The sequence below is a fragment of the Paracoccus kondratievae genome, assembly GCF_009301415.1.
Classification (GTDB): Bacteria; Pseudomonadota; Alphaproteobacteria; order Rhodobacterales; family Rhodobacteraceae; genus Paracoccus; species Paracoccus kondratievae.
In genome coordinates, this window is sequence record NZ_CP045072.1 from 2,088,198 (window position 1) to 2,114,518 (window position 26,321).

Below are 26,321 nucleotides of genomic sequence, written 5' to 3' on the forward strand. Positions count from 1 at the left end.
GATCCGCTGGTCGTGTCCGAGTGACCGCTTCTCATTTCCCTGCTGCACTCCTATGATACGGTGACGGAAATTCTCTCACTGGATGGCCACCCGATGAACCGAGCCCTGATCGCGCTTCTTGCTCTTGCCCCCCTTGCCGCCTGCGCCCCGGCCTATGCGCCCGCGCCGGAGCCCGCAGCGAACGTTGCACCACTGCCGCCCACGCCGGTCGCCGGCGTCAGTGGTCTGGAATCGCGCGAACCCGATGCCTGCCATGCCAAGAACTATGTCTCGGCCCTCGGCCAACCGGGCAGCATCATCCCAAGTCTGGGCGTCTCCCGCGAATATCGCGTGGTCGAGTATCGTGGCATCGAGCCGCAAGAATATGATCCGCTGCGCATCGTGTTCCGGCTGGACGCCTCGGGCAACATCTACAACATCGATTGCGGCTGATTATGCGAGTAATCCGACAGGCCTTACTGTTTGCGCCGCTTTGCGTCCTGGGCGCCTGTGCAGAGGCTCCGGCCCCAGCACCGGCTCCGGATTCTCAAAGCGATCAATGTCAGGCTACTTCGTTTCGCGGCCTGACAGGTCAGCCGCGATCGGTCCTCGACAAAATGACCTTGCCCGCGGGCACCCGCGTCATTGGTCCGCGTGACCCGGTCACGATGGATTATCGTGCAAATCGGTTGAATTTTGAGATCGGCCAAGACGGCAAGATCGCCAAGATCGCTTGCTATTGACCGGATATGGCTGCGACAGCCCCGGGGCGTAAGGCGGCAACACAACCGCGCCCGGGGCTGAAAGCCGCCGTATCTTTTCCAGTTTCCAGCCGCTTTGTGACCCTAAGCTAACCGCTCTTTTCCGGTCCTAAGCGAAGACTCCGGTCAAGCATCCGCCGGTTGGTCACTGGGGGCCGACCATCTATCGAAAGCATGACAGTCACCGCAAGCGCACCGGGCCCCAACACCACGCCTTGAGCCAACCCAACGTGATTTCGATCAGGTTGCGGCATTTGTCGTTGCACATGGATTTTCCCGGAAATCCGTCGGGGGGGACAATGCCTGATCTCGTTGCCGTGCAGGAATCACGGTTGTGCTGAGCCCTGATCAGCTCGGGGCTTCGAAGCCAGCCGCTGCTGCAATGCCCGCACCGCCTCAGCACGGCCGAACTCGCGCGCAGCGGCCTGCCGTGCAAGCTCATAACCTGGCAGCATCCCGGCCAGTTCCTGCTCAGCAGTCAGCAAGGCGCGACAGTACTCTCCTGCCAGAGCATTTGCCAACCGCGCGCCGGCAAGCGTAAATGAGGTGTCTGTGCGGTAGATTGTGTCCAGTTCAGCCTTAAGCTGCGCAACGCGGCGCTCTGCCGCGCCCACATGGGTGCGCAGAACCGCCAGGCGCTGCATTTCCAGATCAGCCTTGAGACGAGCGATCCGTTCCAATCCGGCAAGCAGAGCTTTTTGGCGCCTCATGACCTTACCTTCCGCCGTGGCAAGCTGCCCCAACCCTCGCGCACCTTTTTACGCATCGCCTCGGCAAACCGAATGGCTGCAGCGACGGGTGCGAAATGCTCAGGCTTGATTTCTTGCCCGATTTCGACGGTTGCGTGGATCGCCCGGGCGCAAGGGGGGTCCGACCATATCGGAATCTGATGCTCTCGCGCGCGTTCGCGGATGCGGGCAGCAACCTCATCCACGCCTTTGGCTAAACAGACTGGCGCGCGGCCACTACCCCGTTTCCACTCCAGCGCGACAGCGTAATGGGTCGGGTTAACGATGATCACATCTGCCTTTTCAGTATCAGCCAGCATGGTGCTAAGGACGATATCCACCCCTTTTTGCCGACGCGCAGCCTTCAGGTGGGGATCGCCCTCGTTTTCCTTATGCTCGTCCTGCATCTCTTTCCGGGACATGCGGTGACGCTTAAGGTATTCCAGCCGCTTCCAGATCAGGTCAATGCCCGCAAAGACCACGCCGATCCCTATGGCTAACAATACCGCCCGGCGCAGGATCACCCCCAACCCTTCGACCCATTGCAGGTCAGCCATCGCGCCTGCACTTACCAGCGCGTTCAAAAGCGATGCGTAAAGAAACCAACCACCGACCCCCACCAACAGGGCTTTACCCAGCGCAATCACGAAAGCGACCAGACCCTTCTTGCCGAATTTTTGGGCAGCGTTCTTGATCGGATTGATACGTTTGAAATCTGGCAACAGCTTCTTAGGCGTCAGCACTATCGAGCGTTGTACCACAAGCCCCAACAGGATCGGCACAGCCATGATCCCAATTCCTGCAAGGGTGGCCAGCCCAGCCTGCCCGGCGATGGCGCGAGCCAGATCTGTCGCTGCCTGTCCTCTGACATCTGGAAAGGGTTCAGCCCCCAGCCCGCGCGCGGCAATGCCGATCCAGGCTGGCACCGCCCAGGTCGCAGCAAAGACGAGGGCAAACCACAGGCCCAGATACATCAATGCCGACTGCAATTCGGTCGAACGTGGCACGTCACCTTCTTGCCGGGCCTTGCGCAGCTTGCTTTCGGTAGGTTCGAATTGCTTATCGCCGCTATCCGCGCTCATCAGAGCAGAGTCCCCATCATATTCAGCACAGCGTCGGCCCAGACAGAGAGGATCGAGGGCGTCATGACAGCCAGGGCCAGCAGCGCCAGCATGATTGCGCCAGGCGCAGCGATAAAGACCACCGGCAGTGCGGGCATGGCCTTACTGACCATGCCTGACAGGGCCTGAAACAGAAAACCGCCCAGGATAAATGGTGCCGCAAGCAGCAGGGCCAAGGCAAAGCCTTGCTGAACAAGTGCGATCGCACCGGGAAGGATGCCAGTGATCTGCGGCCATTCGCCCACAGGCCGAACCACCAGACTTTCGCGCAACAAATCACAAGCGAGGGCCGGCAGACCCAACGCCATCAGCAACGCCAGACCGGCAAGATGCAGCAGATTTCCAATCGGATGAGGAGAGTATTCACTGGCAGCACCCACCAGTTGCGACAGCGAAGCAGATGCAGCCATAGCCGTCGCCATAATGTCCAGCGCGGTCGCAAACATCCGCACCAGACCACCCAATATCAGCCCGGTCAACACCTCTGCCCCAGCAAGCGCAGCAAGATGCAATATCCCCCTTATCCCATCAGGGATCAGTGTATGTTCGGCTAACAGCGGGGTAACAGCCATGGCCAGCGCTATTCGCACCCGGGCCGGCAGCACACGCTCGGAAAAAACCGGCAAGGTCAGAAAACAAGCCTGCACTCTGCAGTAGACCAGCAAAAGAGCGCCATAGGTGGACACATTGCCCGGATTAACCAGGAAATCGGTCATGGGCTGACCGTTCCTCGCAAGCGAACCTTTGCAACAGGGTCAATTTCATCCAACCCCAGCACCGGAGTAGCAATCCCCGCCGAAACCAGCATCATCCGCAGCAGGCGGCGGCGATGGTCAGGTACTGTCAGGACAACCTCTATTTCAGGCGGCAGCTCGCGCAGCACAGCCTGCATGGCATCGGTCAGGCGCTTTTGGATCTGTGGAAGGGCGCTTGCCCCGGTCCTGTTGCCCTCCATTTCGGCGCGGACGATCTCTCCCTCCCATTGCGGGTTCAGCTGCAGGATGTTCAGGTGCCCTTCGCTGTCGAGGAATTGCTCGGTGATCTGGCCGCGCAAACGTTTGCGCACCTGCTCATAAACAACCTCGGGGGTGCCGGCATTGCGCGCCTCGTTCACTGCATCGGTGATCAGCACCAGGTTGCGGATCGAGATCCGTTCCTCCAGCAAGCCTCGCAATACAGCAAGCAACAGTTCAGGCGACACCTTGTCCGGCACCATACTGTCAAAGAAGCGCTGGTTCAGCTGGGCCCGATGTTCGTCCGACACCTCGCACAGTTCGCGGATCATGCGCTGCATCGACGACATGGTCAGAAGGGCCGACAGGTTGGCCCTGACCACCTCCATCAAATGGGTGGATACCACCTCGATGGGGGACACAACCGTCGCGCCGGCAATTGCAGCATTCTCCTGCTGCGCTGTATCGATCCAGCGCGCGGCACTGCCATAGACAGGCTCGCGCACCTCCTCTCCGCCCAGTTCGTCAAGGATGGAATCGGCGCCAAGCGCGAGCGCGGATTGTGGGCGCAGCATACCTCTGCCACGCACAACGCCCTGCAAACGGATGACATATTCGCCATCATGAAAGGCAGCACCATCCGTGATCCGCACATCAGGCAGGATCAGCCCATAGCCGCGCGCCACATGCAGCCGCAGGTTGGTGATGCGTTGTCCAAGGCCGCGCACCGGATCAAGCGCGGCAAGGATCAACCCGCCTCCAATCTCGATACAGATTTCATCAGTATCAAGGACATCACCGATACGCGGCTGGGCAAGAGCGGTTTCGGCAGGCTCGGGCAAGGCCTGCTCTTCGACCGGGGAACGGGTCTGCCGGTTACGAATGAAACGTGCAGCCAGCGTCAGGACAGCTGCGAGACCCAGGAATATCGCCGTTGGCATACCCGGCACCAAGGCGATGAACAGCATCCCGACCGCACCGATAAAGGGGACTTGCCAGTTGCTCAGAAACTGCTGGGACAACAGATCCGCGGTCGTCTCGGTCGCGCCGCCGCGGGACAAAAGCAGCGCCGCCGCCATCGAAGTAATCAGCGCAGGAACCTGGCTGACCAGCCCGTCTCCGATGGTCAGCTTGGAATAAGTGGTCAGCGCCTCGCCCAGTGGCATACCATGCAACAGCATGCCTGCGGCAAGTCCGACGAACAGGTTGATCAGCGTGATGACGAGGCCAGCGATGGCATCGCCCTTGACGAATTTCGACGCCCCGTCGAGCGAACCGAAAAAGCTGATCTCTTGCTGTTCGCGGGCGCGCCGACGCTTGGCCTCTTCATGATCAATGGCACCTGAGTTAAGATCACCGTCAATGGCCAGCTGTTTGCCGGGCAGCGAATCCAGCGCAAAGCGGGCGGACACCTCGGCCATGCGGCCGGAGCCTTTCGTGATCACCATAAAGTTCACCACCGAAATCACCGCAAAGACGGTGATACCGATCAGAAGCGAACCCCCGGCGACAAATTCCGCAAAGGCCTCGATCACATGTCCGGCAGCTGCGGTGCCGCTTTGGCCGTTGGTCAGGATCAGCCGCGTCGATGAGATGTTAAGCGATAGCCGGATCAACAGCGATACCAGCAACAGAACCGGGAAAGCCTGAAAATCCGTGGGCTTTTCCACCAGAGATGCCATGACAAGGATCAGGGTCGCGCTTGCAATGGATAGTGCGATGCCAAAGTCCAGCATGCCGGGTGGCATCGGGATTACCATGGACAGCACGATCAACAATAGCATCCCGGTGATGATCAGCGGCTGGGCTGCCCACCCCGTCCGTTGGGTAGTTTCAGACAAGATCATTCCCGCCCTCCCCCAGCGATTGATGGCGCCAGAAGGCGATCTGCGGGCCATGCCGGTCCTGACAGCAAGCCCGAACGTCTGAGAAAGATCAGAACCTCGATTCTGTCAGAGGGATTGAGGCGCATCAGCCTTTCATCCAGGTCAGAGGGCAACGGCTCGCCGTGAAGCAGCCGATCCTTGGCGTCACTGACCATGCTGTCGCGGGTCAGCGCACCCTCCTGGTCCTGGCTTGCCAAGGCTGCCGACAGGATCAGGGCTGCGATCACGACGCCCTCTTCAATTCACGAAGTGCGTTTTCGACATCCCCGAAAGAAGGGCGAACATGGTCCGGAGCGGTCTGGCGGCCGACCTCGACACAAAGATTTGTGGCATGCTGATGCAGCCCGGCGACAAGAACCGACTTGATTACATCATAGAAGGCCTGTTCCTGTTTGGTCACACTCGCCAGCCGCTGCGCGAAGGGTGCGACGATGCCATAGGCCAAAAACACACCCAGAAAAGTGCCCACCAATGCACCCCCGATCATCTTGCCCAGTACCTCGGGTGGCTGGTCGATCGCGCTCATGGTCTTGATCACCCCCAGAACCGCCGCAACGATACCCAGCGCCGGCAGGGCATCGGCCATACTTTGCAAGGCGTGCGGCGCGTGCATGGTTTCTTCGTTCATCAGGCCGATACGTTGCGAGAGCATTTCTTCGACCTGATAGGGGTCATCATAGTTCAGGCTGGCCGAGCGCAGCGTATCAGCAATCAGCGTGACCGCGTGTTCATCCGCAAGAATGCGGGGATAAGCCTGAAATATCGGTGAGGCCTCGGGGTTCTCGATATGCTCTTCCAGCTCGACCGAGCTGGTGCGGGCGATCCTCAGCAGCTGGAACAGCAGGCACAGCACGTCCCGCAGATCGCCTTCGTGCCACCGCGAGCCCTTGAGCGAGCGGCCAACGCCGCCAAGCACCTGCTTGATCACCGACGTTTCATTCGACAGCAGGAATGACCCGACCGCCGCCCCGCCAATCATCATCATCTCGAAGGGCAGCGAATGCAGGATCACACCCAGCTTGCCACCAGCCATCACATATCCGCCAAAAACCATGGCGAAGGTCACAACAATACCGATCATGCCGAACATGAACTAAACTACCTTCTGGCTCTGATTGCGCCCATGTATGAAGTCAGGATTGCAGCATGGCCCGGTTCGACCGAGGCCATGATGCGTGCTCCGGTCTCGGGCTGGACACGGACAAGGATCTGTGCCGCAAAATCCGGCGGCAGGTTGGACAGCACCATCGCTGCCTGTTCGGGCTTCATCTGGTCATAGACAGCGATCAGCCGGGAAATATCGTCGCTTTGCGCCCTGTTCTGGCTTTGATCGCTTTGGGCAATCTGCTGTTTGAGCTTGCGCAACTCGATCAGTTTCTCGGTCAGCTGCTTTTCGGCTGCTGCCAGTTCAGCTTTGCGTCGGTCGATATCTTGCATGTAGCGGTCAATGCGTAACGCGCGTTCACGCAAGGTTTCGGCCAGCGTCACAGCCTCGGGGACATCTGTGCAACCGGCCATCAGTTTTGCCGGCTCGGCATTGGCGGTGAGGCGGGAAACCCCATCCATCAGCATCGCCGCCTGTCCAGCTGCAGCCAGCACCATGACACCGCCCAGAAATGAAAGAAGCGGCCTAGACATCTGCCACCACCACTTCGCGCCGCCTGCGACGCTGCAGCCGAGCCTGACGAACCGGATCAGCCTGGGCAAACTTCTGTTGCAGCAGCCAAAAGGCCCGCTCTTCCTTGGCGCGCTCGATCTCGCCGGACAGCGCGCGGGTGGCGGCGGTGGCCTCGGACTTGGCAAGCAGAATGGATTTTTCCAGCCGGCTGATTTCGCTGGTCATGACGGCTATGGCGCCACCAAGACCGCTTTCCAGGTCATTCAGCCGCCGCAACCTGCGTGCCAGGGTAAAGCAGAACCCCGACAGGCCAAGACTAAAGACGATCAGGGTCACCTGCAGAAGCTGCGCTATCGTCATTGGATCCTGAACTCCGTAATGAGGACATCGGTGATCGCCTCCTTGCCGAGGACAAAAACGGCCCGGGTCGCCAGTTCGTCCCGGACGATGTCCAGAATGCCGCGTTTCTCAAAAGCGGTACTGTCGATATCGGCGAGGAAGCTGTTGAAACTGTCGAGAAGCCTCGGAATCAGATGCTCGACCTCGGTCCGGTGGGACTGATCAGTCTCAATTTTGACCGTCATCACAAGTGTGCGCACTTGCGGCCCGGCAAGGGTCAGCACGATCTGGGGGATGTCGACGAATTCCTCGATCCGGGCTGTGCTGATCGGCACTTCTTTCTTACCGCTCGCGACCAGCGATAACGGCGACCAAAAGCCCAGATAGGTCGAGGCAAAGCCAGCCCCACCCAGTACAACTGCCAATCCCAGCGGCAGCAACAGGCGGCCGATCCCCCCGGCAGGTTTTTCATCCGCATTGATGTCAGCGGCATCGGCCATGGTGATTCTCCATCCGTTCCCGGTCTGGATACCATCGGCGGGCTAACCAATTCTTAAGCGCCCCCATGCCATGAAAACCGCAGCAGGAACGAAAGCGATTCGAAAGGGGTGGCTGTGCAAAAGCTGCAGGACTACTGGCGCGAGCGAAGTGCAAGGCAGCGGGCCGTTCTGGCCGCAGCCTTTCTTTTCACTTTCACCGCAATTGTCGGCCTGTCCTGGCTGGCCAGTCGTCCGGGCATGGCGCTGCTTTATTCAGGGCTGGACCCCCAGCAATCGGGTGCCGTCATGGCAGCAGTCGAGAAATCCGGTGTGTCTTACGAGATTCGCGGCGATTCCATCTGGGTCGAAGAAAGCCGTCGGGATCAGTTGCGCATGGCGCTGGCAGGCGAAGGGCTGCCCTCAGCCGGGGGCTCGGGATACGAGATTCTGGACGGTATGTCGGGTTTCGGCACCACTTCGCAAATGTTCGATGCCGCCTATTGGCGCGCAAAAGAGGGCGAGTTGGCCCGCACCATTCTGGCCCTGCCAAATGTCCGGTCGGCCCGTGTGCATCTGGCTGTGCCTCAAGGTCGCGGCTACCGCCGCGAAGCCGAGGCAACTGCATCAGTCACGCTGACCACCGATGGTGCGCCCATAACCCGAAATCAGGCTAAAGCACTGAAGTTTCTAGTGTCATCCGGCGTTCCCGGACTGGCTGCGGATCAAGTTTCTGTCATCGACAGTGAACACGGCGTGGTCTCTCCGGGCGAAGACTTCAGTGGGGACGAACGCGAAACCGAGATGAAGCGCAATGTCGAACGTATCCTCGCCGCGCATGTCGGTCCGGGCAATGCGATTGTCGAACTGAATCTGGATGTCATCAAGGAATCCGAACTTCTGACCGAACAGAGATTCGATCCGCAGGAACGGGCGCTGATCTCGCAGGAAAGCGAAGAAAGCGCCGATCAAAGCTCAAACTCGCAGCAGGGTGCGGTAACAGCGGCATCGAACCTGCCGCAGGGGCAGGATAGCTCGGGCGATGAGAATCGCTCATCACGCTCGGAATCCCGGCAGAGGTCGAATTTCGAGGTCAGCAAGATCACGCGTGAGGTGTCGCGCCAGCCGGGGGCTACCCGCCGCCTGACCGTTGCGGTACTGGTCAACGGGGTCGCCCGGACCAGTGCCAATGGCGAAAGCACCCTCGTTCCCCGGGACGAGACCGAGCTGCAGGCGCTGCGCGAACTCGTCGCCTCGACCGTTGGCTTTGACGAAGGTCGGGGCGATGCGATCACCGTGAAATCGCTGCCATTCGCCTCGCTCTCCGACGTCGGCACGCTTGCCAAAGCCGGCGGGCTGCTGTCCAGGCTGGACCTGAACGGCCTGATCCGCGTCGCCCTTATTGGCTTTTTTGCGCTGGCATTGGCCGCTTTCCTGCTGCGCCCTTTGCTGCGCGCCAAGTCCGCAGCCAATCAGGCTCTGCCTGCATTGGACCGCTCTGAGCCGCTGCCAGCCTTGGCAACAAATACTCCGGATCAGCAGACTATCCCCGAGGTGGTCCCCGAGATCGACTTTACCCCCTCAGATACGGGCAGCGCCGATCCGGTCGGGCGTCTGAAAGAACTTATGAAATCGCGTAAGGATGAAAGCCTTCAGATTCTCTCGGGCTGGATCGAAAAGCATGAGGATGTCTCATGAACCCGACAGCACTTCGTCTGGAATCATTTACCTCATCCCCCCCTGCCGCGCAGGCAGCCATCACCATAGCCGAGGAAGAGGCATTTCAGAACGGCTATGAAAAAGGCTTTGCCGAGGGCCGCGAGCTAAGCCTGGATGCGCTGACCTCCGCCCTGACCACGCTGCACCGGGACCTGTTAACCGCCCATAAGCGTGAGTCAGAGTTGCGGCGTGACCTACAGACCGCCCTGACACCAGTGTTGCAAGCCATCGTAGACCTGCTCGCACCACGATCAGAACAAGAACGGCTGTGCCACGCGCTGACGGCGGAAATTGGACAGATCATCAAACATACCCCGGGGCAAATCATCACCATACGCTGTCCAGAGGACCTGCAGCCCGATCTGGCCGACTGCCTTGAGCGGGCAGGTATCCTGGACGCACGGATCGAGGCCGCAGACACAGGACAAAGCATAGTCGAACTGACTGCTGCTCAGGGCCAGATCATCTTTGATCCCGCAAGCGCCATCGCGGGACTCAAGTCCATTATCAACGACATTGGAGCAAGGGACTGACCATGAACGATCTTGCAGGGCTGATCGCGACCGATCAGATTCAGGTAGAAATCACCATCCGACTAGGCAGCACGCGACTGACTGTAGCTGAGCTGTCGCGTCTGCGACCTGACGATATCGTTCCCCTGGACCGCGACATGTCCGACGGGGTCGATATCTGTGTAGGTGACAAGATCATCGCTCATGGAGAGTTGGTGGCCGGTCAGGATACCGACAACCGCCTTTGCGTCCGCATTCTAGCTCCGGCCAATGCATCGTGATCCGCTGGACTAGCATCTTCGCTGCCCTGGTCCTGCCCGTCGCAGCGGCAGCGCAAGATCTGTCGCCGCTTACCGACGCCGCCGGACTGAATACGGCTACCGGTGGCGTCGGACGCCATGCGATCACCCTGCTGGCGGTGATGACGGCCCTATCTTTGGCACCTGGCATTGCCATCATGGTGACCTGCTTTCCGTTTATCGTGACGGTGCTGTCAATCCTGCGCCAGTCACTGGGGCTACAGCAATCTCCACCGAATATGCTGATCGTCAGCCTGGCGATGTTCCTGACCTGGTTTGTGATGAACCCGGTGCTGACCGAAGCATGGGAGGTCGCCGGCGCCCCATTACGCGACGGCCAGATCAACATCGAACAGGCGTTCGAACGCGGCATCATTCCGTTTCGCGGCTTTATGGAGCATCGGACCGACCCCGGAATGCTTGCAACGCTGGCAGAGGTTGCGCCTGACCCGCAAGCTGCGCCAGATCGTCTGTCGGTCCTGATCCCCGCCTTCATGCTTAGCGAGATTCAGCGCGCCTTCGAGATTGGCTTCCTGATCGCCTTGCCTTTCCTCATTATCGATCTGGTGGTTTCGGCCGTGCTGATGTCGATGGGCATGATGATGGTGCCGCCGGTGGTTGTTGCGCTGCCCTTCAAGCTGGCGTTCTTTGTCGTCGTGAACGGCTGGGGCATGATCGCAGCCGCGTTGGTGCGCAGCTATCAATAGGACCACTATGTGACGCAGCGATTATCGTCGGGAGAGCGCAATTGCGGATCAACCTAACCAATCAGGACTACGCTATGGCTGCTTCTCCGTAAGGTCATTTCATTCTGGGGCTTTTCACCACCTCAGGTTTTAGGCACCAATTCAGAAACTAGCGACGGGACAGTCATGCCGAACCGGGCCATACCGATCTTTGCGCTGCTGCTTCTCGCCGGGCCGGGCTGGGCCCAGGCGCCACTGCGGGTCGAATTCGTTCAGGTTGAACGAACCGAACTGACCTTTGACGCAGCCCTCACTGGCACCATCCACGCAAGCGACAGCGTCGATATTGGCTTCAGGCTGGGCGGGCGCGTGACCGAGGTGCTGGTGCATGAAGGCGACCATGTCATCAAGGGACAGGCGCTCGCGCGAACCGACCCCTTGCAACAGGAACAGGCACTGCGCGTCGCACAGGCGGCCGTAGCTTCTGCCGAGGCAACCGAGGCGCAGGCCCGCCAGGCGCTGGAAAGGGCCGAGGCGATGCTCAGCCGCGGGGTCGGCACACTTGCCGGACGTGATGCGGCCAGTCAGGCCCTGTCAGCAGCAAGCGGCGGGCTGGAGCAGGCCCGCGCCGCTCTTGGTCAGGCTAAACGCGCGCTTGAGGATACGGTGATATATGCCCCGGCCGATGCCATCGTGACCGCGCGACAGGCCGAACCGGGACAGATCGCCGGAACGGCCCAGCCGGTGATCTCACTGGCTTCCGAAACCGGCAGAGAGGCCGTATTTCAGGCACCTGATACCCCCTTGCTGCGCGATGCGATCGGCGCACCTGTCACCCTGTATGGCATCGACCTTCCTGACCTGCGCATGACGGCAAAGGTCAGCGAAATTGCTCCGCTGGTCGATCCGACCACCGGCTCAGTCACCGTGCGGGCCGAAATCGATGATGCACCGGCCAATGTCGCGCTGCTGGGCGCTGCAGTTCGGGGCGCAGTGCACTATCCGGCTGGCACCGGCATTGCCGTGCCCTGGACCGCTCTGACCGCTGCCGATGGCAGCCCCGCAGTATGGCTGGTGGGCGATGATAATCGGGTCTCTTTGACCCCGGTTCAAATCGAGCGTTTCGCTAATGGTATCATCATCCTCAGCGGCGGGGTCGAGCCGGGACAGACCGTGGTCGGTGCCGGCTCGCAAATCCTCTATCCCGGGCGAGAGGTCGCCGATGCATCTGTTACGGAGCAGTCGGAATGATGCCAAGAACCCTGATCCCGATGCTTTTGGCATTTGCCGTACTGGCCGGAGAAGTGGCCGCTTTTTCCCTGCCCTGGCAGAAAACGCAACTCCAGCCCGATACTGCGCCCCGCCCGGTGGCAAGCATTCTTGTCAGCGATGACGAAGGCTCCGGCCATTCGGTCCCCGGGGTCATCACCGCCCGGATCGAGGTGATGCTGGGCTTTCAGACGCTTGGCCGGGTGACGGCGCGCAATGTTGATATCGGCGATATTGTTAAGCAGGGGCAAGTGCTGGCCACGCTTGATCCTGACGACCTTCAGGGGGATGTCCGGGCCGCCGAAGCCGCCGCCGAAGCCGCCGAGGTCGAGTTGAGCACCGCCTTGGCCACAGCCGAGCGGACACGGGCGCTGGCGCAACGCAATGTCGCCACGGCCGCGCAGCTTGAACAGGCCGAGCGTGCACTTGCCACGGCCCAGGCGGCCCGGCAACAGACACGTTCAGAGCTGATCCGGGCTCGCGATGCCGAAGGGTTTACCGTGATGCGCGCGCCCTTCGACGGGGTGATCAGTGAGGTGTTCGCCAATGCCGGCGCAGTCGTCAGTGCGGGTGAACCTGTGGTGCGGCTTTCCACGCAGGACGGGATCGAGGCGATGATCGATCTGCCCGATGCCGTTCTTTCCGGGATCCGGACCGGCGATCCTTATGAGGTCTGGTCGGAACGCGAACCCGATCGCATCCTGACCGCCACGGTCGAGCAGATTGAGCCGGTCGCGGATGCTGTAACCCGGACCCGGCGCATCCATCTGGAGCTGCAAGAGGATGCGGATCTGCGGTTGGGCGCTTTGGTCCGCGCGCGTCCTGCCGGGGCGGGTACCTCGCGACTTGTCCTGCCCGAAACGGCCATCCTGGAGCGGGACGGTGCCAGCCATGTCTGGGTCGTCACCCGTCAGAATAATACCGGGGAAGGCACCGTCTCGCTGCGCACTATTAAGACCGTCGGCCCACCGCTTAACGGGTATGTCACCGTAGCCTCGGGTCTTTCCCCGGGCGAAGAGGTCGTGATCCGCGGCATCCGATCCCTTAGCGAAGGTCAGGCCGTAGGCCGCAGCGTGACACCATGACAGAACGTCGCTTCAACCTTTCCGACTGGGCCCTGCATCACCGTTCGCTGGTGTGGTTCCTGCTGATCATCTCGATGGTGGCAGGAACGCTGAGCTATCTGCGCCTTGGCCGCGAAGAGGACCCGAATTTCACCATCAAGGTCATGGTGATCAGCGCCTCTTTGCCCGGGGCGACTATTGAGGACACGCTTAATCAGGTCACGACGCGGATCGAGACCAAGCTTGAAGAGCTTGATGAACTGAAATTCACCCACTCGGTCACCATGCCCGGACAGTCGGTGATCTATCTTGAGCTTGACCCCACGATCCGAGGCCCCGAGGTCCCCGAGGTCTGGAAACGTGTTCGCAATATGATGTCGGATATCCGGCCTGATTTTCCAAAGGAATTTCAGGGCTTCCAGTTCAATGACGATTTCGGCGACGTTTTCGGCAATATCTACGCCTTTACCACAGACGGCTTTACCCAACGCGAACTGCGCGACCGGGTCGAGGATATCCGCAAACAGGTTCAGGCCCTGCCCATGGCCGGCAAGACAGCACTTTTGGGTGTGCGCAAGGAGCAGATCTATCTGGAGTTTTCGTCGGCACGGCTGGCGGCCCTCGGGCTGAACCACAATCAGGTGGTCCAGACGCTGGCGGTGCAGAACGCAATCTCGCCCTCGGGTATCGTGCAGGCTGGACCGGAACAGGTGCTGGTGCGCATCGACGGGCAGTTCGACGATGCCGGATCGATCGCTGCGGTGAACCTGCGGGTCGGCGACCGTTTCTTTAACATCGGCGATGTCGCCACGGTCCAGCGCGGTTACGAGGACCCCCCGAGCGCGCTTTTCCGCTATAATGGCAAGCCGGCTATCGGCCTGCAGATCGGCATGCGCGACGGCGGCAATATTCTTGAATTCGGGCGGCAGGTCGACGGGCTGATGAACGAGGTCGCGCGCAACCTGCCCATCGGAATCGAGATGGCCAAGTTCGCCGACCAACCCCATGTCGTGGACGAGGCCGTCGGCCATTTCGTTCAGGCACTGGCCGAGGCGGTGGCAATCGTCCTGTTGGTCAGCTTTATCAGCCTTGGTCTGCGCGCGGGTTTCGTGGTGACGCTGACCATACCGCTGGTGCTGGCGATCACCTTTGTCATCCTGGACATCTACGGCATCACCTTGCAGCGTATCTCGCTGGGTGCGCTGATCATCGCACTGGGGCTTTTGGTGGATGATGCGATGATCGCCATCGAAACGATGATCTCGCGGCTTGAGGTGGGCGACAGCCTCGGCCGCGCCGCCAGCTATGCGTGGAGTTCGATCGCCTTTCCGATGCTGACCGGCACGCTGGTCACGGTGGCGGGCTTTATCCCTATCGGACTGAATAGCTCGGCAGCGGGCGAGTTCACCTTTTCGCTTTTCGTGGTGATCGCCGTTTCGCTGATCATCAGCTGGATCGTCGCGGTGTTGTTTGCGCCTTTGCTGGGCGTAACGATGCTACCCGCAGCCATGGCCCATCATTCCGGACAGCCAAGCTGGCTTCGTCGTCAGTTTCATGCGCTGCTGATCCGGGGGATGCGCTATAAATGGCTGACCATCGCCATCACCTTTGGGGTCTTTACAGCCTCGGTCGTGGGGATGGGCTTTGTCGAACAGCAGTTTTTCCCGACCTCGGACAGGACTGAGATCATCGTCGACGTGACCGAACGTGCTAATGCCTCGATCGCGAAAACCGATGAGGACATGGCCAAAATCGAGGCGATGCTGTCTGATGAGTCAGACGCCCTGTTCTGGACGACCTATGTCGGTCGTGGCGCACCGCGTTTCGTTCTGTCGATGGATGTGCCGACGCCCGGTCCCTATATGGGCCAGATCGTGATCCAGACCCCGGATCTGGCGGCACGCGACCGGCTAAAGGCGCGGCTGGTCGAATTCGCGGGCCGCGAGCTGATCGGCACCGATGTTTATGTCAAAAACCTTGAGATCGGCCCGCCGGTCGGCAAGCCGGTGCAATACCGTGTCTCGTCCCCGGACCTCGATCAGGCCCGCGACGCAGCGCGCGAGCTGGCGGCGGTTCTGGCGACCGAACCGCGTCTGCGCGACATCACCCTTGACTGGAATGAGCCGGCGCGGGTGGTACGGCTGCGGGTCAATCAGGATCAGGCGCGCCGCCTTGGCCTGACCAATGAAGATATCGCGGGGGCGCTGTCGGGGACCTTTAACGGCCGCACGATCACCCAGCTGCGCGACGGAATCTTTCTGATCAACGTCACCGCACGTGGCGCGCTGGCGGATCGCGAGTCGCTGGAGTCGATCCAGAACCTGCAGCTTGCGACACCGACAGGGACGCCGATCCCGCTCGTTTCTCTGGCCAAACTGGAATATGCCACCGAACAGCCACTGGTCATGCAGCGTGACGGCCTGCCGACAGTGACGGTCAAGGCCGATATCGCCAGCAAAGACCAGCCCGCGACATTGGTCGAGGCGATGGCCGACAAAGTCGCGCACTTTCAGGCCAGCTTGCCCCCCGGCGTCAAAGTCGTGGTCGGCGGCACGGTCGAAACCTCGGCCGAAAGCCAGGAACCGATCGCAGCCGTGGTGCCAATCATGCTGCTGGTGATGGCGACCTTGGTCATGGTGCAGATGCAAAGCTTCCGGCTGTCGCTGATCGTGTTTGCCGCCGCTCCGCTGGGGTTGATCGGGGTGGTTGCAACCCTGTTGCCCTTTGGCGTGCCGATGGGCTTTGTTGCGATTCTGGGCATTCTGGCACTGATCGGCATTCTGATCCGCAACTCGGTCATCCTTGTCCATGAAATCCAGGAGCTGATTGCCAAGGGACACGCCAAATGGGACGCGGTCTTTGAGGCCTCGGACAGCCGGGCCCGGCCAATTCTGCTGACAGCGGCGGCGGCCAGTCTGGCGCTGATCCCGATCTCGCGTCAGGTGTTCTGGGGGCCGATGGCCTTTGCCATGATGGGCGGTATCATCGCCGGGACGCTGGTGACGCTGATCTTTGTCCCGGCGCTTTACTGCGCGGTCTTTGGCGTCCGCCCGCCCAATGGTGACCCGATGCCCAGTGCCGGGGATCGTGCCCGAGCCGCCGCGCATAAATAGCGGCAGGAAGTCGCACAAGCGATCAGCAGGGCCGGGCTGAAAGGGAAAACCCCGTCGCAAGGCCGGTGATCAGCACTCGGGGTCGCCGGCGATCTCGGCGGCAAATGCAGCGCCGAAACGATCCAGCCGCGCCGGATCCAGATAGCGCGACAGGTCGCGCGGCCGGTCTTCGGCAATGCGGCGCAAGGCAGAATTTCCGACCGAAAGCGGCTTTTCCGTTCCGTCCACACCCCGCATCAGCCGGACCTGCGCCTGGGCCAGCCGATCAAAAAGCTGGCCCGAGGGACGCCCGGCCAGCGCGCGGCGCGCGGGATGCATTGGCGGCACATCCTTGGCAATGACCTGCAAGAATTCCTCGCCATAGCTTTCCAGCTTTTTCGCGCCAACGCCGTTCACCCGCGCCATCTCATCCAGCGTGCCGGGGCGCAGGCGCGCCATTTCTTGCAGGGTGCGGTCGGGAAAGATGACATAGGCGGGGACACGCGCCGCCTCGGCCAGCGCCCGACGCTTGGCCTTGAGCGCCGAAAACAGCGGCTCATCCTCGGGGTCAACCTGGCTGCGCACCACGACTGCCGGGCGGGCGCGGGCCATAGTGTCGCGGCGAAGCGTGATACGCTCTTCTCCGCGCAGCACCGGATGAGCAGCAAGGGTGATGGCAAGGCCGCCATGGCGTTCAGAGTCGGGCCGGATCAGATCAAGACCCAGCATCTGACGGATCACCGCCTGCCATTGCGGCTTTGACAGGTCGCGCCCGACACCAAAGGTCGGCAAATGGTCATGGCCGCGGGCCTGCACCCGTTCGGTCATGGTCCCGGTCAGCACGTCGATGATATGACCCGAACCATAGGTCTGACCGGTGCGCAGAATGGCCGACAGCACTTTTTGCGCGGCCTCGGTCGCGTCGAAACATTCGGGCGGATCGTCGCAAATATCGCAATTACCGCAAGGCGCGACAGCCTTTTCGCCGAAATAGCGCAAAAGGGCGATGCGGCGGCAGCCCGTCGCCTCGGCCAGACCTAAAAGCGCATTCAGCCGCGCATGGTCGGCCGCCTTACGCTCGGGCGGGGCCAGACTTTCGTCGATCTGGCCGCGGCGCAGACGGATATCGTCGGGACCGTAAAGCGTCAGCGTTTCTGCGGGGGCGCCGTCACGGCCACCGCGGCCGATCTCTTGATAATAGGCCTCGATCGACTTGGGCAGATCGGCATGGGCAACCCAGCGGATATCCGGTTTGTCGATGCCCATGCCAAAGGCCACGGTGGCGACGACGATCAGCCCGTCCTCGCGCTGGAAACGCGCCTCGACCTCGCGGCGGGCATCGGCCTCCATCCCGCCGTGATAGGCGGTGGCGGCAAGCCCCGACTGGTTCAGCGCGGCAGCAAGTGTCTCGGTCTTGGCGCGGGTGCCGCAATAGATGATGCCGGACTGTCCCCGCCGCGCGGCGGCAAAATCAAGGATCTGGCGGCGCGGCCCGTCCTTGGGCTGAAAGGCCAGATGAATATTTGGCCGGTCAAAGCCGCGCAGAAAGGTCTGGGGCTGCGCACCGTCAAAGAGGCGCTGGACGATTTCGTCCCGGGTTTCTGCATCGGCAGTGGCGGTAAAGGCGGCCAAAGGCACCGAAAGCACGCGGCGCAGCTCGCCCACGCGCAGATAATCGGGGCGGAAATCATGGCCCCACTGGCTGACACAATGCGCCTCATCCACCGCGATGGCCTGTACACCTGCGCGGCGCAGCATCGGCACCGTCGCGCCCGAGGCCAGCCGTTCGGGCGCCATGTAAAGCAGCCGCAATTCACGCGCGGCCATGGCACGCAGAACCTCGGAATTCTCTTCGTCGGAATTGCCGCTGGTCAGCGCAGCAGCAGCAACCCCCGCCTCGGTCAGCGCGCGCACCTGGTCACGCATCAGCGCAATCAGGGGTGAAATCACCACCGTCAGCCCGTCGCGCATCAGCGCCGGAAGCTGATAGCACAGCGACTTGCCACCTCCGGTCGGCATGATGGCCAGTACATCGCGGCCCGAGGCCACGGCATTGACGATCTCTTCCTGCCCCGGCCGAAAGGAATCGAAGCCGAAGACCTGACGCAGCAGGGGCGCAGCCGACATGGCCTAGAACCCGTAGAACCAGCCAGCGTTGTTGGCGAGAGCGCGTTGCAGGATGATGATGGCGATAAAGACCACCAGTGGCGCAAGATCCAGCCCGCCCGTGTTCGGTAGGATCGCGCGCACCGGTCCATAGATCGGCTCAAGCAGGCGGTTGAGGCCGCTCCAGATCTGCCAGACCAGCGGCTGGCGCAGGTTCAGCACCTGAAAGTTGATAAGCCAGGACATGATGATGTGGACGATCATCACGAACCAGACGACGTCGAGTATCAGCATCAAGGCTTCGTAGAGCGTGCCCATTTCATCCCCTTCCGGCTGTTCCCCGGACAGGTAAGGCAGGCATCCGCGTTGCGCAAGGCGCAAGCATGGCCGCAGCGTTCCGGTTGACGCCCCCGGGCGGCACGGCTAGCCCCGGGCTGTCGCAAGGCAAGAAAGACGCCCATGTATCCCATCCTCCGCTTTGCCAAAGAGGCGCTGAAGTTCCGCAACAGCCCCCGTATCGGGGTGCTGGACCCGCATGTCTCGACCCATCGCTGCTGGCCCTGGGATCTGGACCCGTGGATCGAGCTGAACAACGGCCGCACCCTGACGCTTTACGATCTGGGCCGCATTCCGATGGCGATCCGTACCGGCATAATCGACACGATGCGCCGCAATGGCTGGGGGATCACCGTCGCCGGAAACTCGGTCCGTTATCGCCGCCGTATCCGGGCATTCGACCGCTTTACCATGGTTTCACGCACGATCGGCTGGGACGCGCGCTTTCTTTATATGGAACAGACGATGTGGCGGCAGGGCGAATGCTGCAACCACATGCTTTTGCGCGGCGCCATCACCTCGCCTCAGGGCATCGTGTCGCCGGCAAAGCTGATGGAGGCTGCGGGCCGCGACCCCGTCAGCCCCGAACTGCCGGATTGGGTACACGCCTGGATTGCGGCGGATGCGCAGCGGCCATGGCCCCCGATCCTGCCTCCGATCCCCGAGGCCGCGCGTAATCCGGACTTGCCAGCCTGAACCGGCTGGGGCCTTATGCGCCCGGGCGGCGCGGCACAGGCCACCCATGAGCAAGGGGGGCGGCATGGAGCGCAGACGCATCTGGGGCTGGTGGTTCTTTGACTGGGCCAGCCAGCCGTTTTCAACGCTGCTGATGACCTTCATTTTTCCGGTCTATTACGCCGAGATCGCCCGCCAGCATTACACCGCACAAGGCATGACCCCCGAGGCGGCGGGGGCGGCGGCGCAGTCGCTCTGGGGTTACGGGCTTGGCATCTGCGGCATCATCATCGCCGTTCTTGCACCAGTGCTTGGCGCCATCGCCGACAATACCGGACGGCGCCTGATCTGGGTGTGGATCTTTTCGGCATTCTATATAGCGGGTTCATGGAGCCTGTGGTTCCTGATGCCCGACCAGCCGCACCTGCATCTGGCGGTCCTGTCCTTTGGGATCGGCCTGATCGGGATGGAGTTCGCCACCATCTTTACCAACGCCCTGCTGCCGGGGCTGGCCCCGCATGACGATATCGGCCGCGTCTCGGGTTCAGGCTTTGCTTTCGGTTATCTTGGCGGCGTGATCTCTTTGGCTGTGGTGCTGCTTTTTCTGGCCGAGAACGCCCAGACCGGCCGCACCATGCTGGGGATCGCACCGGTGCTGGGCCTTGATCCGGCGCTGCGCGAGGGCACGCGGGCGGTCGGGCCGTTCACGGCGCTGTGGTACCTGGCCTTCATGATCCCCTTTGCCCTCTGGGTGCCCGAGACCCCGGGACCGCGCCGAAAGCTGCAGCTTGGCACCGCCATGACCGAGCTTTGGCGCCTGCTTGCCAGCCTGCGGTGGCGCAGGTCGCTGGCGGCATGGCTTGCCTCGTCCATGTTCTCACGCGATGCGCTGAATGCGCTTTACGCCTTTGGTGGCGTCTATGCCGGTACGGTGCTGGGCTGGCCGGTGTTTCTTGCCGGTGTCTTTGGCGTGGTCAGCGCGGTCTCGGCCGCAGTGATCAGCTGGATCGGAGGACGCGCGGACCGGCGCTGGGGTCCCAAGCCGGTGATCATCATCTGTACGCTGGTCCTGATCGGGGTCTGCATCCTCATCACTGGCATGAGCCGCCAGCAGATCATGGGCCTGCCCCTGCCCGAGGGCTCGCACCTGCCCGATGCGCTGTTTTTCCTTTGCGGTGCGCTGATCGGCGGCGCAGGCGGGGCGCTGCAATCGGCCAGCCGGACAATGATGGTGCGCCACACCACGCCCGAGCGTGCGACCGAGGCCTTTGGGCTGTACGCGCTGTCGGGCAAGGCGACGGCATTCCTGGCGCCGCTGCTGATCGCCACGGTGACCGATGTGACCGGAAACCAACGGCTGGGCATCTCTCCGCTCATCGTGATGTTCATTCTGGCGCTGGTTCTGCTAATCTGGGTCAAAGCAAAAGGAGAGGCCGCGCAGTGATCCGTAAATTCCTGACCGCCGCCGTGCTGGCGCTGACCGGGTTTGGCCTGGTCCAGCCCGCGGCAGCCGACCCGCTGGCCCGCAGTGTCTTTGGCGCCGCGCCCGGCCCGACCGGGGGCAAGCCCGTCTCGATTGGTTTCTATTCCAAGGGCTGTATTTCGGGCGCCGCGCAGCTGCCGGAAACCGGTCCGACATGGCAGGCGATGCGCCTGTCGCGCAACCGCCACTGGGGCCATCCCGAGCTGGTCAGCTTTCTGATTGGCCTGTCGCAAGCCGCCCGCCAGGCCGGCTGGCAGGGGCTTTACATCGGCGACATGGGACAGGCCCGTGGTGGACCAATGACCTCGGGCCATGCCAGCCACCAGTCCGGCCTTGACGCCGACATCTGGATGCTGCCGCCCCAAAGCCTGAAGCTGACCGTCGCGCAGCGCGAAAAGATTTCGTCCCAATCGGTGGTGAACAAGGCCGGGACCGCGCCCTCGGCACTGTGGAGTGGCAGCCATATGGCGATCATCCGCGCCGCTGCCCGCGATCCGCGCGTCGAACGTATCTTTGTCGATCCGGTCGCCAAGGTTGCAATGTGCCAGACCGAAACCGGGGACCGCAGCTATCTGCGCAAGATCCGTCCGTTGGGAGGGCATGATTACCACTTCCACGTGCGCCTGTCCTGCCCGGCAGGCTCGGTCTGTCAGCAGCAGGACCCGCCCCCGCCCGGCGACGGTTGCGCCGAGGCCGCAGAGTGGATCAAGGACCGCATCGACCCCAGCCGGGTCAAGCCGGTTCCGCCCGACCCCAATTATCGTCACCCCCGCAGCTACCGGCTTAGCGAAATGCCCCGTCAATGTCAGGTCGTCGCCACCGCCCGCTAAGGCGCGGTGGTCCGGCAGGCGGCGCGGCAGGGCGGCCCCGCCGCCTGCCGGGGCTTGCGCTGGCACTGTTGCTTTCTGCCTCTGCAGCCTGCGCCGCGGACCCGACACCTTCGGGAACGCCCAAGGTCGATTACGTCGCAACCTATGTCTGGCGGATGGAGGATGAGGATTTCGGCGGCTTCTCGGGCATCGAAATCAGCGCCGATGGCGAACGCTTCACCGCACTGTCCGACCGCGCCACCATCCGCTGGGGCAGCATAGAGCGTGACACTCAGGGCCGGATTCGCGGACTGGATCTGGCTGGTCGGGCACGTCTGCGTGACAGCAGCGGCAAGCCGCTGAAACCCGGCTGGCAGGGCGACAGCGAGGGGCTTGCCATCTCAGTTGACGGCACGATCTGGGTCAGCTTTGAAGGGCTGACGCGCGTTGCCCGCTATGACACCCCCGACAGCCCCGCCCAGCCCCTGCCCCGTCCGCCCGAGTTCAAGGAAATGCAGCGCAACTCGTCGCTTGAGGCGCTGGCGGTCCTGCCTGACGGAACCCTGCTGACCCTGCCCGAACGCTCTGGCGTGCTGACCCGGCCGTTTCCGGTCTGGCGCTGGAGGAATGGGAAATGGGACCAGCCCTTCTCGATCCCACGCACGGGCGACTGGCTGGCTGTCAGCGCAGATATCGGGCCCGACGGGCGGTTCTATCTGCTGGAACGGGACTTCAAAGGTCTTCTTGGCTTTCGCTCGCGCGTGCGCCGCTTTGATCTTGGCGAAAACGCCATCTCGAACGAAAGGGTGCTGCTTGAGACCCGGCCGCTGCAATATGACAACCTTGAGGGTATCTCGGTCTGGCATGACGGACAGGGTATCCGTATCACCATGATCTCAGACGATAATTTCGGCTGGCTGCAACGAACCGAGCTGGTCGAGTATCGGGTCACGGAATGAGCATTGCCGATTGCGTCACCGCCGTGGATCGCGCCATCGACAGCGCGCTGGCCGGGCGTCGCATCGTCGGCTGTGTCGTGCTGGTGGCCGAAGACGGGCGGCTGGCTCATGCCCGTGCTGCCGGGCTTGCCGACCGCGAAGCGGGCCAGCCGATGCAGCAATCGACCTGGCTGCGCTATGCCTCGATCTCGAAACCCTTCACCACCGTCGCGGCGCTGCGGCTGATGCAAGAGGGACGGCTTGCGCCCGATGATCCGGTGACGCGCTGGCTGCCGGGTTTTACCCCAGCGATGCCCGACGGGCGCCAGCCGCTGATCACTGTCGATCACCTGATGTCGCATCTGGCCGGGCTTGATTACGGCTTTAACCAGCCCAAGGACGGACCCTATGCACAGGCCGGGGTGTCGGACGGGATCTCTGACAGTGGAATCTCTATGGCCGAGAACCTGCGCCGTATCACCTCGGTCCCGCTCGACCGGCTGCCGGGCACGCGCTGGCGCTATTCGATCGCAACCGATGTGCTGGGTGCGGTGATCGAGGCGGCGGCCGACATGCCCCTGCCCGATGCCATGGCCCGGCTGGTTACCGAACCCCTGGGCGTCGAGGCCGCTTTCCACGCCCCCGAGGCAGTTGAGCTGGCCGCAAACTACGCCGCTGCCCGGCCCGAACCAGTACGGATGCAGGGTCTGACCCGCATCCCCAATCCGCTGCAACCCGAACACAGCTATTCCTATCTGCCCGAGCGTATCCGCGATCCACAGGCATATCCTTCGGGCGGAGGCGGCATGGCCGGCACGGCTGAGGCTGCACTGACCTTGCTTGAAACCCTGCGCACGGGTTCGTTCCTTGGTCAGGATCTGCGGACCGAGGCGCATCGCAACCGTATCCACCAGCGCCACCCGCTGCGCGGCCCGGGCTGGGGCCACGCCTGGGCTGGCGCTGTGATCACCGATGCGGCGGCAGCGGGGATCGGCCTGCCGCAAGGTTGCCTCAGCTGGGGTGGGATCTATGGCCACAACTGGATCATCGACCCTCTCAACCGCCGCTGCGTGATCGCGATGACGAATACCGCGCTTGAAGGTATGAACGGCGCCTTCGCAGTGGAAATCGCCGCCGCTGCCGCGCTATAATTCCTGCGACATCGTTGACACGATCCCCGCAGGGCCGTATCCGGCCTTGCCCCGGTCGGGGCCGAGTCTCCGCTACCTTGCCAAAACGGAAAAGCAGACATGCCCCGTATTCTTCCTGGCGTCATCGCCATGGCCGCCGTCGTGGTGGCCTCGAACATTCTGGTCCAGCACCTGCTGGGCGACTGGCTGACCTGGGGGGCGCTGACCTATCCCGTCGCCTTTCTTGTCACCGATATCATGAACCGGATCTATGGCCCCGCCGCTGCGCGTAAGGTGGTCTATGCCGGTTTCGTGACCGGAGTGCTGTGTTCGGTCGTGGCGGCCGGCATGGACAAGACCACGCTGCGCATCGCCGTCGCCTCGGGTGCGGCGTTCCTTTCAGCGCAGCTGATGGACATCTCGGTCTTCAACCAGTTGCGAAAATACAACTGGTGGCTCCCACCGCTTGCGGCCAGCGTCGCGGGTTCGATCCTGGATACGGCCGTCTTTTTCAGCATCGCTTTTGCCGATCAGCTGGCCCCACTCTTTCCTGGCGACGATGTTTCCTGGGCAAATGAGCCCGTTGCATTGCTGGGTCACGGTCCGGTTCAGCCTCTTTGGGTGTCTCTGGCCATCGCCGATTGTGGCGTGAAACTGGCGCAGGCCGTGCTGGCGCTTGTCCCTTTCCGTATCGTTGTAGGAAATTTGATCCGCCGCCGCGCGCAAATTCATTGACTGTCAATGGTTCTGTGGCAGGCTGGATTCATACGGCAACTTATTGAAAGGAGGTGGTCCAGTGTCGAGAGTGATGTTGGAGAGAGGTGTCGGGACAGTCAGGGGAGCCGTGGCCTAAGGGCAGCCCCAAGGGTTGTAAACCCTGGCTGGGACGGTAGGCACCAACCCTAACCGGACCATCTCCGAAGAACTCGCGGGCCGTTCTTTTACAGAGCGGCCCGTTCAGTTTTTCTGCTATTTCTTCGCAGCCCGATTTCACGCGGCACCTGAACTTTGCCACCTGGAAAATCGCGATCCCGGCAGGAAAGCACCCCGGCCAAACCGGGGCGCCGGGCGGGTCAGATACGCTCGATCGCCAGCGCGATCCCCTGACCGCCGCCAATGCACATGGTGATCAGCCCCTTGCGGCCACCGGTGCGCATCAGCTCATACATGGTCTTGACGGTGATGATGGCACCGGTCGCGCCAACGGGATGGCCAAGGGCGATGGCGCCGCCGTTCGGATTCACCCGCGCCGGATCAAGGCCCAGCTCTTTGTTCACCGCCAGTGCCTGGGCGGCAAAGGCCTCGTTCGACTCGATCACGTCGAAATCGGCTGCCTTCAGCCCGGTGCGCTGCAACAGCGCCTGAACCGCCGGAACCGGACCGATGCCCATGACCTCGGGACGCACACCGGCGACGGCATGGCCGATGACGCGAAACAGCGGCTTTGTCCCCGCCGCCTGCGCCGCATCGGCCCGCGCCAGTACCAGCGCCCCCGCTCCGTCATTGATGCCCGAAGCATTACCCGCAGTGACGGTACCGTCCTTTTGGAACACCGGCTTCAACGCGGCGAGCTTGTCCAGATCTGTCGCTTTCGGATGCTCGTCGGTATCGAAACTGACCACGCCCTTGCGGGTCTTGATCTCGACCGGGACGATCTGTTCCTTAAAGCGGCCCTCGGCAATGGCGGCGGCGGCGCGTTTCTGGCTTTCCAGTGCGAATTCGTCCTGCGCCTGGCGCGAGATATCATGCTCGCGCGCGACGTTCTCGGCCGTGACGCCCATATGACCGGTACCCATCGGGCAGGTCAGTGCGCCAACCATCATGTCGAGCATCTTTACATCGCCCATCCGGGCGCCAAAGCGCGCCGAAGGCACGGCATAGGGCGCGCGGCTCATCGTCTCGGCCCCGCCAGCGACGGCGAAATCGGCATCCCCCAGCGTCAGTGCCTGCACAGCCGAAACGATCGCCTGCGCGCCCGAACCGCACAGCCGGTTCACGTTCATCGCCGGGGTGGTATGCGGCACGCCCGCCTCAAGCATTGCCACGCGGGACAGGTACATGTCGCGTGGTTCAGTGTTCAGCACATGGCCAAAAACCACGGTCCCGATACGTTCGGGGGTAATGCCTGCGCGCTCGATCGCGGCGCGGGTCACAGTCGCGGCCAGCTGGATCGGCGGCACATCCGCAAGGCTGCCTCCGAAAGTGCCGATGGCTGTGCGAGCCCCGGACAGGATGACGATATCGTTCTGGGCCATGATTCCCCCCCGATCATGCTGAAATCCAATTAGTCGTAGCCGCGCCGCAGTGACCGGGAAAGCCCCGGCCCCTTGCAACGTTACGGA

At 62.2% G+C, this 26,321-nt stretch carries 27 protein-coding genes; 15 read left to right on the forward strand and 12 right to left on the reverse strand.

Going from position 1 to position 26,321, the window contains the following annotated elements:
• Positions 1-93: 93 nt before the first annotated feature.
• Together F8A10_RS10450 and F8A10_RS21700 are read left to right on the forward strand one after the other, a co-directional pair.
• The gene (locus F8A10_RS10450; protein WP_085502057.1) at positions 94-432 is read left to right on the forward strand and encodes a hypothetical protein; all 339 of its coding nucleotides are present in this window, start codon (positions 94-96) and stop codon (positions 430-432) included.
• 164 nt (positions 433-596) lie between these two features.
• Positions 597-722, forward strand: a complete 126-nt coding sequence (locus F8A10_RS21700) for an I78 family peptidase inhibitor (RefSeq protein ID WP_010400810.1) — start codon at positions 597-599, stop codon at positions 720-722.
• A 344-nt stretch (positions 723-1,066) separates the two neighbouring features.
• On the opposite strand, the gene F8A10_RS10460 is transcribed toward F8A10_RS21700, so the two are convergent.
• Genes F8A10_RS10460 through F8A10_RS10500 form a run of 9 tightly spaced genes read right to left on the reverse strand, consistent with a single transcriptional unit; the run spans position 1,067 to position 7,885 of the window.
• Complete coding sequence (locus F8A10_RS10460) at positions 1,067-1,450, reverse strand: hypothetical protein (RefSeq protein ID WP_152367246.1); 384 nt, start codon at positions 1,448-1,450, stop codon at positions 1,067-1,069.
• On the reverse strand, positions 1,447-2,550 hold the full coding sequence (flhB, locus tag F8A10_RS10465) for a flagellar type III secretion system protein FlhB (RefSeq protein WP_152367247.1): 1,104 nt from the start codon (positions 2,548-2,550) through the stop codon (positions 1,447-1,449). The genes F8A10_RS10460 and flhB overlap by 4 nt, the downstream gene beginning before the upstream one ends.
• Positions 2,550-3,305, reverse strand: coding sequence for a flagellar biosynthetic protein FliR (locus tag F8A10_RS10470; RefSeq protein ID WP_152367248.1), 756 nt, complete (start codon positions 3,303-3,305; stop codon positions 2,550-2,552). The genes flhB and F8A10_RS10470 overlap by 1 nt, the downstream gene beginning before the upstream one ends.
• Positions 3,302-5,389, reverse strand: coding sequence for a flagellar biosynthesis protein FlhA (locus tag F8A10_RS10475; RefSeq protein ID WP_085502053.1), 2,088 nt, complete (start codon positions 5,387-5,389; stop codon positions 3,302-3,304). Before F8A10_RS10475 ends, F8A10_RS10470 begins: the two co-directional genes overlap by 4 nt.
• A complete protein-coding gene (locus tag F8A10_RS10480; RefSeq protein ID WP_085502052.1) occupies positions 5,386-5,655 on the reverse strand; it encodes a hypothetical protein in 270 nt (89 codons plus the stop codon). The genes F8A10_RS10475 and F8A10_RS10480 overlap by 4 nt, the downstream gene beginning before the upstream one ends.
• Positions 5,652-6,518: a flagellar motor stator protein MotA gene (motA, locus tag F8A10_RS10485; RefSeq protein WP_085502051.1), complete on the reverse strand. Its 867-nt coding sequence runs from the start codon at positions 6,516-6,518 to the stop codon at positions 5,652-5,654. Before motA ends, F8A10_RS10480 begins: the two co-directional genes overlap by 4 nt.
• A gap of 8 nt (positions 6,519-6,526) precedes the next feature.
• Positions 6,527-7,066: a MotE family protein gene (locus tag F8A10_RS10490; protein ID WP_085502050.1), complete on the reverse strand. Its 540-nt coding sequence runs from the start codon at positions 7,064-7,066 to the stop codon at positions 6,527-6,529.
• Positions 7,059-7,406, reverse strand: coding sequence for a hypothetical protein (locus F8A10_RS10495; RefSeq protein WP_085502049.1), 348 nt, complete (start codon positions 7,404-7,406; stop codon positions 7,059-7,061). Before F8A10_RS10495 ends, F8A10_RS10490 begins: the two co-directional genes overlap by 8 nt.
• On the reverse strand, positions 7,403-7,885 hold the full coding sequence (locus F8A10_RS10500) for a flagellar basal body-associated FliL family protein (protein WP_152367249.1): 483 nt from the start codon (positions 7,883-7,885) through the stop codon (positions 7,403-7,405). The genes F8A10_RS10495 and F8A10_RS10500 overlap by 4 nt, the downstream gene beginning before the upstream one ends.
• Positions 7,886-7,999: 114 nt before the next feature.
• Between F8A10_RS10500 and fliF the strand changes: the two genes are divergently transcribed.
• The 7 genes from fliF (at position 8,000) to F8A10_RS10535 (ending at position 16,523) form a co-directional block, all read left to right on the forward strand.
• On the forward strand, positions 8,000-9,559 hold the full coding sequence (gene fliF, locus F8A10_RS10505; RefSeq protein WP_152367250.1) for a flagellar basal-body MS-ring/collar protein FliF: 1,560 nt from the start codon (positions 8,000-8,002) through the stop codon (positions 9,557-9,559).
• Positions 9,556-10,113 (forward strand): hypothetical protein, encoded by a 558-nt coding sequence (locus tag F8A10_RS10510; protein ID WP_227493386.1) that lies wholly within the window; start codon positions 9,556-9,558, stop codon positions 10,111-10,113. Before fliF ends, F8A10_RS10510 begins: the two co-directional genes overlap by 4 nt.
• Before the next feature lie 2 nt (positions 10,114-10,115).
• Positions 10,116-10,373: a FliM/FliN family flagellar motor switch protein gene (locus tag F8A10_RS10515; protein WP_152367251.1), complete on the forward strand. Its 258-nt coding sequence runs from the start codon at positions 10,116-10,118 to the stop codon at positions 10,371-10,373.
• The gene (gene fliP, locus F8A10_RS10520) at positions 10,373-11,098 is read left to right on the forward strand and encodes a flagellar type III secretion system pore protein FliP (protein WP_406611663.1); all 726 of its coding nucleotides are present in this window, start codon (positions 10,373-10,375) and stop codon (positions 11,096-11,098) included. The genes F8A10_RS10515 and fliP overlap by 1 nt, the downstream gene beginning before the upstream one ends.
• Before the next feature lie 165 nt (positions 11,099-11,263).
• A complete protein-coding gene (locus F8A10_RS10525) occupies positions 11,264-12,328 on the forward strand; it encodes an efflux RND transporter periplasmic adaptor subunit (protein ID WP_152367252.1) in 1,065 nt (354 codons plus the stop codon).
• Positions 12,325-13,431 carry an efflux RND transporter periplasmic adaptor subunit gene (locus F8A10_RS10530; RefSeq protein WP_152367253.1) on the forward strand — a complete coding sequence of 369 codons (1,107 nt, stop codon included), beginning with the start codon at positions 12,325-12,327 and terminating at the stop codon, positions 13,429-13,431. The genes F8A10_RS10525 and F8A10_RS10530 overlap by 4 nt, the downstream gene beginning before the upstream one ends.
• The gene (locus F8A10_RS10535; protein ID WP_152367254.1) at positions 13,428-16,523 is read left to right on the forward strand and encodes an efflux RND transporter permease subunit; all 3,096 of its coding nucleotides are present in this window, start codon (positions 13,428-13,430) and stop codon (positions 16,521-16,523) included. The genes F8A10_RS10530 and F8A10_RS10535 overlap by 4 nt, the downstream gene beginning before the upstream one ends.
• Before the next feature lie 69 nt (positions 16,524-16,592).
• On the opposite strand, the gene recQ is transcribed toward F8A10_RS10535, so the two are convergent.
• Together recQ and F8A10_RS10545 are read right to left on the reverse strand one after the other, a co-directional pair.
• Entirely contained in the window at positions 16,593-18,629 is a 2,037-nt protein-coding gene (gene recQ / locus F8A10_RS10540) for a DNA helicase RecQ (protein WP_152367255.1), read from the reverse strand.
• A 3-nt stretch (positions 18,630-18,632) separates the two neighbouring features.
• On the reverse strand, positions 18,633-18,926 hold the full coding sequence (locus tag F8A10_RS10545) for a YggT family protein (RefSeq protein ID WP_010391789.1): 294 nt from the start codon (positions 18,924-18,926) through the stop codon (positions 18,633-18,635).
• Positions 18,927-19,067: 141 nt separating this feature from the next.
• On the opposite strand from F8A10_RS10545, the gene F8A10_RS10550 reads away from it, so the two are divergent.
• From F8A10_RS10550 to F8A10_RS10575, 6 genes are all read left to right on the forward strand, one after another.
• Entirely contained in the window at positions 19,068-19,640 is a 573-nt protein-coding gene (locus F8A10_RS10550) for an acyl-CoA thioesterase (RefSeq protein WP_010391790.1), read from the forward strand.
• 64 nt (positions 19,641-19,704) lie between these two features.
• Positions 19,705-21,063 carry an MFS transporter gene (locus F8A10_RS10555; RefSeq protein WP_264675549.1) on the forward strand — a complete coding sequence of 453 codons (1,359 nt, stop codon included), beginning with the start codon at positions 19,705-19,707 and terminating at the stop codon, positions 21,061-21,063.
• Positions 21,060-21,932: a penicillin-insensitive murein endopeptidase gene (gene mepA, locus F8A10_RS10560; protein WP_010391793.1), complete on the forward strand. Its 873-nt coding sequence runs from the start codon at positions 21,060-21,062 to the stop codon at positions 21,930-21,932. Before F8A10_RS10555 ends, mepA begins: the two co-directional genes overlap by 4 nt.
• Positions 21,905-22,870 (forward strand): esterase-like activity of phytase family protein, encoded by a 966-nt coding sequence (locus F8A10_RS10565; protein ID WP_152367257.1) that lies wholly within the window; start codon positions 21,905-21,907, stop codon positions 22,868-22,870. The genes mepA and F8A10_RS10565 overlap by 28 nt, the downstream gene beginning before the upstream one ends.
• Positions 22,867-24,000 carry a serine hydrolase domain-containing protein gene (locus F8A10_RS10570; RefSeq protein ID WP_085502037.1) on the forward strand — a complete coding sequence of 378 codons (1,134 nt, stop codon included), beginning with the start codon at positions 22,867-22,869 and terminating at the stop codon, positions 23,998-24,000. The genes F8A10_RS10565 and F8A10_RS10570 overlap by 4 nt, the downstream gene beginning before the upstream one ends.
• Before the next feature lie 99 nt (positions 24,001-24,099).
• The gene (locus tag F8A10_RS10575; RefSeq protein WP_085502036.1) at positions 24,100-24,714 is read left to right on the forward strand and encodes a VUT family protein; all 615 of its coding nucleotides are present in this window, start codon (positions 24,100-24,102) and stop codon (positions 24,712-24,714) included.
• A gap of 338 nt (positions 24,715-25,052) precedes the next feature.
• Here F8A10_RS10575 and F8A10_RS10580 read toward each other — a convergent pair whose 3' ends face one another.
• Positions 25,053-26,234, reverse strand: a complete 1,182-nt coding sequence (locus F8A10_RS10580; protein ID WP_152367258.1) for an acetyl-CoA C-acyltransferase family protein — start codon at positions 26,232-26,234, stop codon at positions 25,053-25,055.
• Positions 26,235-26,321 lie beyond the last annotated feature (87 nt).